This window comes from Bacillus cereus group sp. MYBK15-3 (genome assembly GCF_051916765.1).
In the GTDB taxonomy this organism is placed as follows: Bacteria; Bacillota; Bacilli; order Bacillales; family Bacillaceae_G; genus Bacillus_A; species Bacillus_A cereus.
In genome coordinates this window covers 533,204-546,868 of sequence record NZ_JBQAHG010000002.1, presented here as the reverse complement: position 1 = coordinate 546,868, position 13,665 = coordinate 533,204, and the positions used below count along the sequence as shown (strand labels likewise).

Sequence of the window (13,665 nt, the reverse complement as noted above, 5' to 3'; positions counted from 1 at the left end):
TAAAAACCGTTGCTTACATGAGCAACGGTTTTTATTTTTCTTATACAAATATAAATGGATCTGTATGTAACTGCGAAGCATGAATGTGTACATTGAGTTTCTTTGCATCCACTTTTTCTTGTAATTGCTTTTGCACACCTTGTTTCATTACTTTTTCAACATTATGTCCTGGGTCAACTATATTTAAACCGAGCATCATCGCATCATGAGCAACATGATAGTACATGTCACCAGTTACATATACATCTGCTCCTTTAAATTTCGCTTGGTTTATATATTTATTACCATCTCCACCAAGTACAGCTACTTTACGCACTTTATCATCTAACTTACCGACAACTCTTGCGCCCTTCACGTCTAATGATTGTTTCACATGTTCTGCAAATTGGCCAAGCGTCATTTCTTCTTGTAAGTATCCTATTTTTCCTAGGCCTAACGTTTCACCTTTATTATCAAGCGGATACACATCGTACGCTACTTCTTCATAAGGGTGCGCCGTTACCATTGCTTTAATCACTTTCCGCTGTAAGGAAGCTGGAATAATCGTTTCGATTCGCACTTCTTCTACACGTTCTAACTGTCCAGTTTCCCCGATATAAGGATTTGTCCCCTCTTGAGGTACAAATGTGCCTGTACCCTCGCTACTAAACGTACAGTGGCTATAATTGCCGATATGACCAGCACCTGCGTCTCCTAATGCTTTCCTTACTTCTTCTGCATGAGTGACTGGCACAAACACAACAACTTTTTTCATTTCTTCTGCATATGTCGGTGCCAAAACTTCTGTATTTTGCAATCCTAACGCCTCAGCAAGTAAATCGTTTACCCCGCCCTTAGCAACATCCACATTTGTATGCGCTGCATAGATTGCAATATCATTTTTAATACACTTTTCAATAATTTTCCCATACACCTTATCTGTATGAATCGCTTTTAACGGGTTAAAAATTAAAGGATGATGAGCAATAATGACATTTGCCCCTAATTGAATTGCTTCATCCACAACTTCTTCCGTTACATCTAGCGCAATCAATACGTGCTGCACGGGTTTATTAAGCGCTCCAATCTGCAGACCAATCTTATCTCCTTCCATCGCCAAATGCTTCGGATACATACTTTCAAATAAAGAAATAATTTCATGGCCATTTGGAATTTTACTCATGATAAAACCTCCCCTATCATTTTCATTTTCGCTTCTACTTCCCCACGCTTCGCTTTTGTTTCTTCAGAATCAGCCGCACGTTCTAACTGTTTTAAAATATTTTGGAAGTTTTTTAATTCTCCTTCCCATTTTTCTACGAAAGCTTCACTTTTTTCTGTTATTAAAAATGGTCCCATAAACAATTCAGCTTGTTTATTTTCAGAGTAAGGCGCTGCAACATTTCCGCGCTCCCCTACTAAAATTTCGTAAATTTTCCCATCTTCTTTTACGATTTTTTCATGGATAAGCTCCCAACCATTCTCAATAAACCATTCACGAATATGATGCGCTGCAATATTAGGCTGTAAAATTAAACGCGTTACACCTTCTAATTTTTCTTTACCACTTTCTAAAATGTCACGAATTAACGCTCCGCCCATTCCGGCAACCGTAATTACATCTACTTCTCCTGGTGCGATAACCGCTAATCCATTCCCTTTACGTACATCTACTTTATCTTGTAAACCACTTTCAGCTACAGTTGCTTGCGCAGAGCGAAATGGTCCATCTACAACCTCTCCTGCAACTGCTTTTGTAGCAATATTATTTATAATTGTATAACACGGTAAATACGCATGATCCGATCCAATATCAGCAACTGTAGATCCTACTGGTATTTCACGTACAACTTCTTCTAATCGTTTTGAAAGCTTTACTTCATTCATGTATTTCCATTACTCCTTCTCTTGTCAGTCTGTCTCCATGATAATGAATTTATAGTAGTTGTTGCAAGCCCATAACAACAATTCACCGCTCTATCATTCATCGTATTTTAGAAAATATAGAAAAACAAGCCCTTTGCATAAGCAAAAGGCTTGTCATACGGAACTTTATTTTTTCTTCGATAACCAATCAGCTACTTTAGCGGCTTGATCAGCTGGAACTATATTGGCAGGCATATTGCCTTTTCCTTTCGAAAGAATTTCTTTAATTTCATCCTTTGAAAGTTTCCCACCAATTTTTTGTAAGTTAGGTCCAACTGCCCCTTGTAACTGATCACCATGGCAGCTCGTACAGCTTTGCTTCACAATATCTTCTGGTTTTGATGCCGTTTGTGCTGGCTTCCCGCCATTTTTTGCATCAGCTAACTCTTTAGATTTATTTAGCCCCTGAAATGAAAATACAAACATAACGATAATACCCAATGCTGCAATAAGAGCGAACGGAATCAGCGGATTACGTTTCATATCTCTTCTCCCCCCTCTATACCCCTAAATAGTTAGATGATTCAGTCATTTATATTGTACTTGAAAACGCTCTATCAGAAAAGAGCAAACTACTACTTGTTAAAAATATTCCATAAATTCAGTTTATTGTTTTTTATTGTCATATCGCTTATTATTTCGATAATTATTAACGTTTCTCATCATATTTTTCGCTTTTCTACATATATTTTTGTATATAATAAACAAAATTAATCGAAAAATCGAAAAATGAGCATTTGCAAATCAAAAGACAATTCTGTAAAATAAATTACAAGAAATTGTAATCGTTGCCCATAGCTAAATTTTAACAAAAATTAACAAAATAAAAAAGTTTACTTCACAAAAGTGAAGTAAACTTAAAAAATAACCTATTCTAAGAAATCCTTAAGACGCTTACTACGGCTTGGATGTCTTAATTTGCGAAGTGCTTTTGCTTCAATTTGACGAATACGCTCTCTCGTTACGCCGAATACTTTCCCAACTTCTTCAAGCGTACGAGTTCGTCCATCATCTAAACCGAAACGAAGACGTAGAACATTTTCTTCACGATCTGTTAGTGTATCTAACACATCTTCTAATTGTTCTTTTAGCAATTCATAGGCTGCATGGTCCGCAGGCGATGTTGCTTCTTGGTCTTCAATAAAGTCACCTAAATGGGAGTCATCTTCTTCACCAATTGGTGTTTCAAGAGAAACTGGCTCCTGTGCAATTTTTAAGATTTCACGTACTTTTTCTGGAGCAAGATCCATTTCTTCACCAATCTCTTCAGGAGATGGTTCGCGACCTAAATCTTGTAATAATTGACGTTGTACACGAATTAACTTATTAATCGTTTCAACCATATGAACTGGAATACGAATTGTTCGCGCTTGGTCTGCAATGGCACGTGTAATAGCTTGGCGAATCCACCAAGTTGCATACGTACTAAATTTGAAACCTTTACGATAATCGAACTTTTCAACAGCTTTAATTAGACCCATATTACCTTCTTGAATTAAGTCTAAGAAAAGCATACCACGGCCTACATAGCGCTTTGCAATACTTACTACAAGACGTAAGTTTGCTTCTGCAAGACGACGTTTCGCTTCTTCATCGCCTTCTTCAATACGCGTTGCAAGTCGAATTTCTTCTTCTGCAGATAGTAAGTCTACACGACCAATTTCTTTTAAATACATACGAACAGGATCGTTGATTTTAACCCCAGGTGGTACACTTAAATCATTGAGGTCAAACTCTTCTTCTGTTTTTGTAATTTGGCGATTATTAGGGCCTTCTTCGTTGTCATTATCACCAACTAAATCAATGCCTTGTTCACCTAAATATTCATAGTATTCATCCATTTGATCGGATTCAATTTCAAATCCATTCATGCGTTCTGCAATCTCTTCATATGTAAGAACGCCACGTTTTTTTCCGAGCTCAGTGAGTTGTTCTTTCACTTGCTCAAGGGTCATTTCAGTTTCAATTTGTTTAGAACGAGCTGGTTTGTCAGCCATCTGTTCCCCTCCTTACGCGAGATACAAACATTCATTATACTAAAACTTTATCAAAAAAGCTATTTTCTCGCTTTTTGATTTTGTAAATATGCTACATAATATTTAGCAGCCTCTACAGGATCTGTTTTTTCCATTTGTTTCACTTTAAAGATAATTTCCATCTTTTCAAGTTTTTCCTGATGCCGTCTAAGCGTCTCCAAATGGCCTTGCAACACTTCTTCTGTGTATTCTGGATTAATAAATTCATCCGTCGAAATATCAGTGATAATATTTTTCAACTTTTCATCAGAGAGCCAACTTAAAAATGTTCCAACTGAAGGTTCATTTCCCTTTTCATAATATGCGTATAGTTCATATAAAATCCCTTTATGTTCTTCTGTATGAAAATCTTCTATATGGGATTCCATACGAACAGCTACTTCTGCACTTTGCAACATATGGTAAATAATTTCTCTTTCCGCTCTTTCAAAACCTGTTAACTTCGGTTTTGTTTGAACGACTTGAGACGGTTTAGCAACCTGCTTTATTTGTTTTTGCTGTACCTTTTGTTCTTTGCGATATTGGTGCAATTGGTTCAAAAGTGTTTCCATTGAATACGAAAATTCTTGCGATAATGACTTCAAATATGACTCTGCCTGCATCGCATCTTGTAACAACGATAACTCTTTTAAAACACTCTTCACATATTCTTCTTTGCCAGACTCATCTTGCAAATTTTTCCCTAAACGCAAATAATTTATTTTAAAACCAACAAAACTCACACTTGATTTCACAAGATTTTCAAAAGCAGTAGTCCCATATTGTTGCACATATTCATCAGGATCAAGCTTATCTGGCAAGGATGTGACTTTCACTTGGCAACCAACTTTTAGCAATAATTGCCCTGCTTTCATCGTCGCTTCTCGCCCTGCTTTATCACCATCATAGCAAAGAACAACAGTTTCAACGTTACGTCGCAGAAGTTTTGCTTGTTCTTCAGTTAAAGCTGTTCCCATTGTCGCAACAGCTTCTTCCACACCACTTTTTACCGCAGCTAGTACATCGGCATATCCTTCGAAAAGAACCACTTGCCCACGCTTTCTAATAAACGGTCTTGCTTGGTGGAAGTTATACAACAATTTACTTTTGTGAAAAATCGGTGTTTCAGGGCTATTTAAATATTTCGGAGTGTCATCTCCTAACGCCCTTCCACTAAACGCTATCACCTTACCTTGTAACGTATAGATCGGAAACATAACTCTTCCACGGAAGCGATCATAATGACTACCATCCTTCTCACTTCTTATTAGAAGGCCAGCTTGTTCCATACTAGACAGCGATAAACCTCTTTTTTGTAAAATTTTCGTCGCTGCATCCCAAGCAGGTGATGCATAACCAATTTCAAACTTCTCAATCATCTCTTTCGTAATACCACGGTTTAATAAATATGAAAGTGCTTCATTTCCCTCTTCCGTATTTACTAATAAATGATGATAATACTTTTTCAATAATTCATGAGCTTGTTGCATGATGACAGTGTCATCAGATATGTCTTCTTGTTGTCCTTGCCCTGATGTATACTCTGCAACCGCAATTCCATTTCTTTCGCCTAGCTTTTGAACAGCCTCGGTAAAAGCCAGTCCTTCCATTTTCATTAGAAAGGAAAATACATTTCCACCTTCTCCACATCCGAAGCAATGAAAAATTTGCTTATCAGATGAAACAGAGAATGAAGGAGAATTCTCACCATGAAATGGACAAAGGCCGAAATAGTTACGCCCCTGTTTTCTAAGTTGAACGTATTCACCAATGACTTCTACAATATCGGATGATGTCCGAATCTGTTCAACAACTTCTTCGGGAATTCTGTTCCCCATAACTCCATCTCCGTGTCGTATTTTGTATTCGATATAAATTAAAAAATTCCTTTATAATTCGACAATATTTTTCTAAACTTGTTAGAAAGTGTTGCCGATTACATTGTATAAACGATTTTGAACCTTTCCTATAGGTCCTTTATCTGCATAAATCGCATATACATACTTGCTATATAAAATTGTATACATTCGCTCATCTGTTACAAATGTATCTCTTAGAAACAATACATATACACCTTTTTATAAGAAGAGTAGCAAGCCACATATACTGTTTGATCTTGAGATTTGTAACTTTTTCATGTTGATCCATATAACGATCAACTCCATTTTGTTCAGTATCTACAAAGATCCAATTGCCTTGCTATTTCCTTAAAGGATGAGCATATGATGCGACAAACAAAATTCCGACATGAAATTCCACTCCAACTTGCACAATTTCAGCCTTCACGGGATATACATCTACACCAACTAATATGTTGTTGATGCTTTGCATATTTCTGTATTCTACATCCCTTCTGCGAATCCTTCCATAATGTGCGTTTTCTTGTATAGATTTTGTCGATTTAACGTAATTACATGTCTTTTTCGTAAATCCTATCCCTAGTTTATTCTGAAAAATTAAAGTCTAAACGTAAAATATAGGTTTTTATCACAATTTTTTATTATAATATATTTTCTTCAACTACGCTACATATCCCTTTATTTTTTCATCTTACATTTCAGGATGACAAACTCACACCTTGAATATACTAAAAGACAAAGGAGTATAAGTATAACCATTACACTACAATCTATTACAAAATCCATAGGTATCATATTTCACACGAGCGAAAAAAGCACATTCACCTTTGGTAAATGTGCTAAAACATTTTTTGGTTTTGCACTGCATTCACAATAATATTTGCTGTTTCTTCAATCGCTTTATTCGATACATCGATTACTTGGCAATTTATTTTACTAATTACTTCCTCAAAATGATTAATTTCTTCTTGAATACGATTAATATTTGCATATGTTGCTCCATCACTTAATCCAAGTGATTTTAATCGTTCTTTTCGAATATGATTTAACTTATCTGGCGTAATTTTCAAACCGAAACATTTTTCTTTTGCCACTTGATATAGTTCTTCAGGTGGGTCAACTTCTGGCACGAGTGGTACATTCGCAACTTTCAAGCGTTTGTTATGAGCTAAATATTGGGAAAGTGGTGTTTTTGATGTACGCGAAACACCAATCAACACGATATCCGCTTTTAAAATACCTCGTGCATCTCTGCCGTCATCATACTTCACAGCAAACTCAATCGCTTCAATCTTTTTAAAGTATTCTTCATCTAACCTACGGACAACGCCTGGCTCATATCTCGGCACTTGCCCCGTAATTTCTTCTATTTGATCAATAAGAGGGCCGATAATATCGTATGCCTCTACCCCTTCTTTTGCAGCCTCTGTTACTAAATATTTGCGCATATCAGGCTTAACTAACGTAAAACATATAAGTGCTTGATTACTCTTAGCAATCGAAATCACTTCTTTTAATGTCCCTGTATCTTCTACATATGGTACACGTCTAATATCAGGAGCAAACGGGAATTGCCCCATTGCTGCTCGAACAACCAAATCAGCCGTTTCCCCTACAGAGTCAGATACGACATATACGATTTTATTATCCATTACATTACCTCACTTTAAACAAATTACACTTATTCGTTATTTACTAAATTTACAAACGCACGTGTAATATTTGTTTTTGTAATTCGCCCAATCACTTCTAAACCTTGTTTCGTATCTTTTACAACTGGCATTGCATCAATCTGTCTTTCTATTAATTCCATCGCAATATCATATAAAGAATCCTCTCTACGACACATCGCAATGTTTGGCATCCTTGTCATGATAATATTAACCGGAAGAGAGGTTAAATCCTGCTTTCCTAAGCTCGCTCTTAATAAATCTTTACGAGACACAACACCAACTAATAGAGTCATCTGATCTACAACGAACAATGTACCAACGTCCTCTAAAAACATCGTACAAATTGCATCGTATACGGAAACATTTTTATCAATTACAACCGGTCTAGATTGATAATCTTGTACTTTAATTTTCTTAACAGCTTCAGATAATAGCTGCCCCCCAGTTTTACCCGTATAAAAATAACCTACGCGTGGACGTGCTTCTAAATAACCAGCCATCGTTAAAATTGCTAAGTCTGGTCTTAGCGTCGCACGTGTTAGACCCAATTGCGCTGCAATTGATTCCCCTGTAATAGGACCGTGATCTTTTACAATCTGAATGATATGTTCTTGCCGTTTATTCAGCTCTATGATAATCACCACCTTTAATGCACAACGAAAAAAGTTATACTATCTCTTAAATATTATATACTAAATATGCTATTCGAAAAAGAAAGTATGTAAAAAGGACCGTATACGGCCCAAAATTATATTTGAAACTTATCAAGTTGTTCTAAAAAACGTCTTGATTTCAAATAAATTCCGCAATATTCATCATAATATGTATTCAATACTAAACGCATTTGTTTTTTTGTGCTATCCTTTACCGATACATTTCCGAGCCTATGTAAATCGAAATGGAAGAAAAGACGTAATAATTTATGAACAGCTTCTCCTACCGGTATACGATACGGGTCTTGCTCTGCATGACGTGAGCACAGAAAACCGCCTTCCCTAACGGAGAAGGCGACAAAGTCTGTTTCTTGATGACAAATCGCACATGTATCAAAGTACGGGCGCATCCCTAATACCGGAAGCATTTTCGTTTGATAAATTAATGATAATACTTCTGGATCAACACCCTCACACATATAATGCAACGTTTGATATAACATTTCAAATAAATACGGATTATGTTTTTTATCTTCTGTTGCTTTATCAGTTAATTCAACAATAAATGATGCATAAGCAGTTAAAAATATATCCTCGCGAATTTCTTTCATAGTTGAAATAATCTCGCCTTGTTGCAATGTTCCAAGCCCAGATCCCATTTGAATAAGAAACTGGCCATGTGTCATTAATTGCGACACAGATGCTAATCGGCTTTTCGGTTTTTTTGCCCCTCTTGCCATTGCACTTACCTTACCAAGTTCTCTTGAGAATATTGTAACAATCTTGTTCGTTTCTCCGTAATCTGTCGTACGGATAACGATGCCCTCAACTTTTTGAAACATGTTCGTCACCATCCAAGGTTTGAACAAAACGGGTCAAGAAATTGGAGAGTCTAGATGCGCTAGCTCCTCTTCATGTTGATCCATCTCATCGTTTACGTCTTTTTCCATTTCTTTCAAAAGCAAGTACGTTTCAATGCTTCCTGTTTTGGAGAAAAACTTCCAGGTAAAATCTAGCATAAGAATCCACCTTTCTCAATAAGCGTAGCCTATAAACCAATTTCCTTTGTTGTTATTAAATTGACCCATTTTGTCCATTTTCATGTGAGAAAAATTTTTCCTAATTTATCAAAGTTCATAAAAACCAATAATCAGTGGATGAACCAACCATCCACTGATTACAGCTTGACTCTATTTTAGTACTCATCCTCGCGGAAACCTAGGTCACGAAGCTGAGACATTTTATTACGCCAATCTTTTTGCACTTTTACCCATACTTCTAAAAATACTTTAGAACCAAGTAGCGCTTCAATATCAAAACGAGCTCGCTTACCAACTTCTTTTAACATTTTCCCTTGTTTTCCGATGATGATTCCTTTTTGTGATGCACGTTCAACAACAATCGTTGCATTTATATAAACTGCCCCGCCCTCACGCTTTTGAATCGCATCGATAACAACAGCCACAGAATGCGGCACTTCTTCACGTGTTAAATGTAGTACTTTCTCACGAATAAGCTCTGCAATAATAAATCTCTCCGGATGATCCGTTACTTGATTATCTGGATAGTATTGTGGTCCTTCTGGTAAATACTTTTTAATTGTTCCAATTAAAGCGTCCACATTATTACCGTCTAACGCAGAAATTGGTACAATCTCTGCAAACTCATGTAGTTTACGATATTGATCAATTAACTCTAGTAATTGCTCTGGATGAAGTTGGTCAATTTTATTAATTACTAAAAATACTGGTTGTTTCGTTTCTTTTAACTTCTCGATGATGAATTCTTCACCACGACCAAAGCCTTCGACAGCATTAACCATAAACAGAACGATATCAACTTCTTTTAATGTCGTTTGCGCCATCTTCACCATGAAGTCGCCTAGTTTATGTTTAGGTTTATGTATTCCTGGTGTATCAATGAAAATAACTTGTGCATCATTTTCTGTATATACACCTTGAATTTTATTACGAGTCGTTTGTGGCTTATCACTCATAATAGCAATTTTCTGGCCGATAATACGATTTAAAAATGTAGATTTCCCAACATTCGGTCTGCCAATAATAGAGACAAAACCTGATTTATAACCTTTTCTATTCATGTAAATCCTCCGCTAAAAATGCTCCTGGTAACAACTCTCCGACTGTCGTCTCTTGAACGTCACCATGTAAATTTGTTAAGTATACTTTCGTATCCTGTTTACATAATTCTACCATAACTTGTCGACATGCTCCACAAGGAGGTACTGGGCGCTTTGTATCTGCTACAACCGCAATGGCTACAAATTCTTTATCTCCTTCAGAAACCGCCTTAAATAAAGCTGTTCTTTCAGCACAATTACATAAGCCATATGATGCATTCTCAACATTACATCCACGATATACTTTTCCATCGCGCGTTAATAGTGCTGCACCTACTTGAAATTTAGAATATGGTACGTACGCTTGTTTACGCGCTTCGATTGCTTCTAGAATTAATTGTTTACTATTCATATTCCCGCATCCTTCCTGTTCACAGCTATGAAGAGGTACACTCTCTCATTAAAGCCCCTTACGGCACTTCCAAAGCTTAATAAAAGCTTCGGAATGCAACTATACCATATACGGTAAAAAGATAATAGCACCAATTATAACAGCTATAATTGCAAACAATAAAACCGCTCCTGCCGCAACATCCTTTGCAATTTTTGCAAATGGATGAATATCGGCAGTCGCTAAATCTACTGTTTTTTCCACAGCCGTATTTACCATTTCTAAACTCATTACACTCCCTATTACAATAAGTAATATCATCCACTCTGTTCTCGTAATATGGAAATAAAAGCCGCAGCATATAACAATGACTGCGGCTAAATAATGGATTTTCATATTTCGCTCATGACGAAAACAAAAGAATATACCAGCTATAGCATATCCAAAACTATCTATAAGTTTTCCTTTTTTCATCGTCCTAATCCAAAAGCTTCTAAAATTTCTTTTTGTCTTCCGAACATTTCTTTTTCATCTTCTTCTGTCATGTGATCATAACCAAGTAAATGTAAAAAGCCATGTAATGCCAAAAATCCAAGTTCACGATCGAAAGAATGTCCGTACTCTTCAGCTTGCTCTTTCGCCCTTGGAATAGAGATAATAAGATCACCTAACATGCGTGGCATCTCTGCACCAACAATCTCCATTTCTCCTTCTCCCATTTCTTCCATCGCAAAGGATATTACATCTGTAGGTTGATCTTTATCTCGGTAATCACGATTAATTTCTCTAATGCGCTCATTATCTACAAATGTCACCGATACCTCCGCACCATCCTCGATATTTTCCATTTGAGCTGCTTTTTCTAACACTTCACGAATTAAACTCATATACGCTTCTTTTACTTCTTCTGTTTCATCAATAAAATCAATTAACAAACTCATTCTTTCTCCTTTTCTTCCGGAAGTTCCGGATATGTAATACGCGAATGGAAAATACCATTTAACGTTTCACACAACGTTTTTCCAACGATTTGTAGTTCCTTAAACGTCAAATCACATTCACTAAATTGACCGTCTTGTAGTCGATCTTTAATAATACTTTGCACCAAATTATTAATTTGTTCTGGCGTTGGGTGATTCATAGAACGTACCGCAGCTTCTACACTATCAGCAATACCAACAATTGCCGATTCTTTCGAAGTTGCTTTTGAACCTGGATAACGGAACATCTCTTCTGTATATTTTTCTTTATCTTCTTTAATAGCTTTATAATAAAAATATTTCAGTAACGTTGTACCGTGATGTTGCCCAGCGATATCAATAATTTCTTGTGGAATATGATATTCTTCGAGCATTCTTACTCCATCCGTTACGTGAGCAATTATAATATCTTTACTCGTTACAGGATCTAATTTATCATGCGGGTTTTCAATTCCCATTTGGTTTTCAATAAAAAATTGCGGTTGTACTGTTTTTCCTACATCATGATAATATGCCCCTACACGCGCTAATACACCATTTGCCCCGACTGCTTCACAAGCAGCCTCAGAAAGATTCGCTACCATTACACTATGATGATATGTCCCTGGCGCTTCTAACAAAATTCTGCGTAAAAGCGGATGATTTGGACTTGATAGTTCCATAAGCTTCATGCTTGATACGATTCCAAGTCCACTTTCTAAATATGGTAAAATCCCCATAGCCAAAACGGATGATATAATCCCTGAAAGTGAAGCCATTAATAATTGCGTACCAATTTCAAGAGGCGAAAAATTCCCATTACGTAATAATAAGAGCGCCGCCAATACGACTACATTTAATACAGAAACGAGTATACCAGCTTGTAAAATCATTGTACGACGATTTTTTTCTCGCAAGAAAATACTAACCGATAATGAACTTAACAATACGTAAATCCCTACACTATAATTTAATGTACTCGTTACTCCTTCATTAAACATAATACTTCCGCATACAGAAAAAATCATACTCGTTAAAAAGACAAATCGATCACCAATCATTAGTTTTACAAGTATTGTTCCCATCGCAACTGGGACAACATATGCAATCCCCGCGTATTCAAGTTTTTGAAACAAACTAATGATTTTCATTAAGACGATTGTGATAGACAAAATTGTAATATACGCTAAAACATACGGTCTATCTTCTCTTTTTCTCTTTAAAAATAATTCAAATTGTTTATGCATAAAGTATAGTAACACACCAATGAGTACCGCTAATCCAACATAAGGTTGAAAGCCGTTCCCTTTTTCTAACAAACCAACTAATTTCAACTGATTATACACATCACTTGAAATTGTTTCACCTTCTCTAACAAGAACTTGTCCTTGAAGAATATAAACAGGTGGAACTAAATCTTCCTCTGCTTTTCTCTTCTCTTTCGTTAAGATCGGGTCATAAAAATAGTTTGCTGAAATTGCATATCTTCCTAGCGCCTTAATTGACTCTTTTAAACCATTATCAACATTAACACTATTCATCTCACTTACATATCGTTCTTTCGCATCTTTCAATTCGTCCATTTTAATATGCTCAGTCATGATACTATTAATCGCTGTGACCGCAGCATCTTTCGCTAATACTAATTGGCTCGAATCTGCATTAATCAAACTTAGTAAGTTTGAATCAGATAATTCTTTCGTTAAGTCAGCGGGTAGTTTCTTTTTTAACTTCTCCACTTTCTCAGCATCAGTCATCTTTTTTTGATCATCCGGTCCAACAGCTTTAATCTCTTGCACCACTTCATCCACTTTAGCAAAGACGTCATTCACAATATCAACTTTGTTTTGTTTATACTCACTTTTATATGTATATTGATCTTCAACTTTTGTAGCGGCTTCTTTTTTCTTTTTATCCGTTGTAACTTTATCTTCAATTTTTATAGGAGAATGGATTGTCTTTTTCGCAATAGAATACATATTAACATCTAATTGCTCTGGTTTTACATTATTCATAAGCGCAAAAAACAGCACTGCTCCTAATACAACGTAAGAAATCCAACTTAGTTTTTTCGAATGTTGTAAATTACGAAACCACTTAGAAATTTCTTGAGATCTTGACATGATTTCA

Annotated in this window: 15 protein-coding genes; all 15 read right to left on the bottom strand. The window is 36.1% G+C overall.

Annotated elements, in window-relative coordinates; genetic code table 11:
• Positions 1 to 40 precede the first annotated feature (40 nt).
• Positions 41 to 1,162, bottom strand: coding sequence for a Nif3-like dinuclear metal center hexameric protein (locus tag ACTFR8_RS11235; RefSeq protein WP_000036233.1), 1,122 nt, complete (start codon positions 1,160 to 1,162; stop codon positions 41 to 43).
• Positions 1,159 to 1,866 (bottom strand): tRNA (adenine(22)-N(1))-methyltransferase, encoded by a 708-nt coding sequence (locus ACTFR8_RS11230; protein ID WP_001006542.1) that lies wholly within the window; start codon positions 1,864 to 1,866, stop codon positions 1,159 to 1,161. The genes ACTFR8_RS11235 and ACTFR8_RS11230 overlap by 4 nt, the downstream gene beginning before the upstream one ends.
• 165 nt (positions 1,867 to 2,031) lie before the next feature.
• Positions 2,032 to 2,388 carry a cytochrome c550 gene (gene cccA, locus ACTFR8_RS11225; protein WP_000828141.1) on the bottom strand — a complete coding sequence of 119 codons (357 nt, stop codon included), beginning with the start codon at positions 2,386 to 2,388 and terminating at the stop codon, positions 2,032 to 2,034.
• 386 nt (positions 2,389 to 2,774) lie between these two features.
• Positions 2,775 to 3,902: an RNA polymerase sigma factor RpoD gene (gene rpoD, locus ACTFR8_RS11220; protein ID WP_000764066.1), complete on the bottom strand. Its 1,128-nt coding sequence runs from the start codon at positions 3,900 to 3,902 to the stop codon at positions 2,775 to 2,777.
• A 59-nt stretch (positions 3,903 to 3,961) separates the two neighbouring features.
• Positions 3,962 to 5,758, bottom strand: coding sequence for a DNA primase (dnaG, locus tag ACTFR8_RS11215; protein WP_000528221.1), 1,797 nt, complete (start codon positions 5,756 to 5,758; stop codon positions 3,962 to 3,964).
• Positions 5,759 to 5,839: 81 nt separating this feature from the next.
• Positions 5,840 to 5,983: a hypothetical protein gene (locus ACTFR8_RS11210; RefSeq protein WP_167754508.1), complete on the bottom strand. Its 144-nt coding sequence runs from the start codon at positions 5,981 to 5,983 to the stop codon at positions 5,840 to 5,842.
• A 635-nt stretch (positions 5,984 to 6,618) separates the two neighbouring features.
• Positions 6,619 to 7,431 (bottom strand): pyruvate, water dikinase regulatory protein, encoded by an 813-nt coding sequence (locus ACTFR8_RS11205; RefSeq protein ID WP_000368937.1) that lies wholly within the window; start codon positions 7,429 to 7,431, stop codon positions 6,619 to 6,621.
• 29 nt (positions 7,432 to 7,460) lie between these two features.
• Positions 7,461 to 8,093 carry a helix-turn-helix transcriptional regulator gene (locus ACTFR8_RS11200; protein ID WP_000583756.1) on the bottom strand — a complete coding sequence of 211 codons (633 nt, stop codon included), beginning with the start codon at positions 8,091 to 8,093 and terminating at the stop codon, positions 7,461 to 7,463.
• 107 nt (positions 8,094 to 8,200) lie between these two features.
• Positions 8,201 to 8,947, bottom strand: a complete 747-nt coding sequence (gene recO / locus ACTFR8_RS11195; RefSeq protein ID WP_000487013.1) for a DNA repair protein RecO — start codon at positions 8,945 to 8,947, stop codon at positions 8,201 to 8,203.
• A gap of 33 nt (positions 8,948 to 8,980) precedes the next feature.
• Positions 8,981 to 9,124, bottom strand: a complete 144-nt coding sequence (locus ACTFR8_RS11190) for a YqzL family protein (RefSeq protein ID WP_000883924.1) — start codon at positions 9,122 to 9,124, stop codon at positions 8,981 to 8,983.
• Positions 9,125 to 9,300: 176 nt separating this feature from the next.
• Positions 9,301 to 10,206 (bottom strand): GTPase Era, encoded by a 906-nt coding sequence (gene era / locus ACTFR8_RS11185; RefSeq protein WP_001080229.1) that lies wholly within the window; start codon positions 10,204 to 10,206, stop codon positions 9,301 to 9,303.
• Positions 10,199 to 10,597, bottom strand: a complete 399-nt coding sequence (locus tag ACTFR8_RS11180) for a cytidine deaminase (RefSeq protein WP_001086282.1) — start codon at positions 10,595 to 10,597, stop codon at positions 10,199 to 10,201. Before ACTFR8_RS11180 ends, era begins: the two co-directional genes overlap by 8 nt.
• A 99-nt stretch (positions 10,598 to 10,696) precedes the next feature.
• Complete coding sequence (locus ACTFR8_RS11175; RefSeq protein ID WP_000715469.1) at positions 10,697 to 11,050, bottom strand: diacylglycerol kinase family protein; 354 nt, start codon at positions 11,048 to 11,050, stop codon at positions 10,697 to 10,699.
• A complete protein-coding gene (gene ybeY, locus ACTFR8_RS11170; RefSeq protein WP_000054679.1) occupies positions 11,047 to 11,517 on the bottom strand; it encodes an rRNA maturation RNase YbeY in 471 nt (156 codons plus the stop codon). The genes ACTFR8_RS11175 and ybeY overlap by 4 nt, the downstream gene beginning before the upstream one ends.
• Positions 11,514 to 13,658, bottom strand: coding sequence for an HD family phosphohydrolase (locus ACTFR8_RS11165; RefSeq protein WP_000091514.1), 2,145 nt, complete (start codon positions 13,656 to 13,658; stop codon positions 11,514 to 11,516). Before ACTFR8_RS11165 ends, ybeY begins: the two co-directional genes overlap by 4 nt.
• Positions 13,659 to 13,665: the final 7 nt, after the last annotated feature.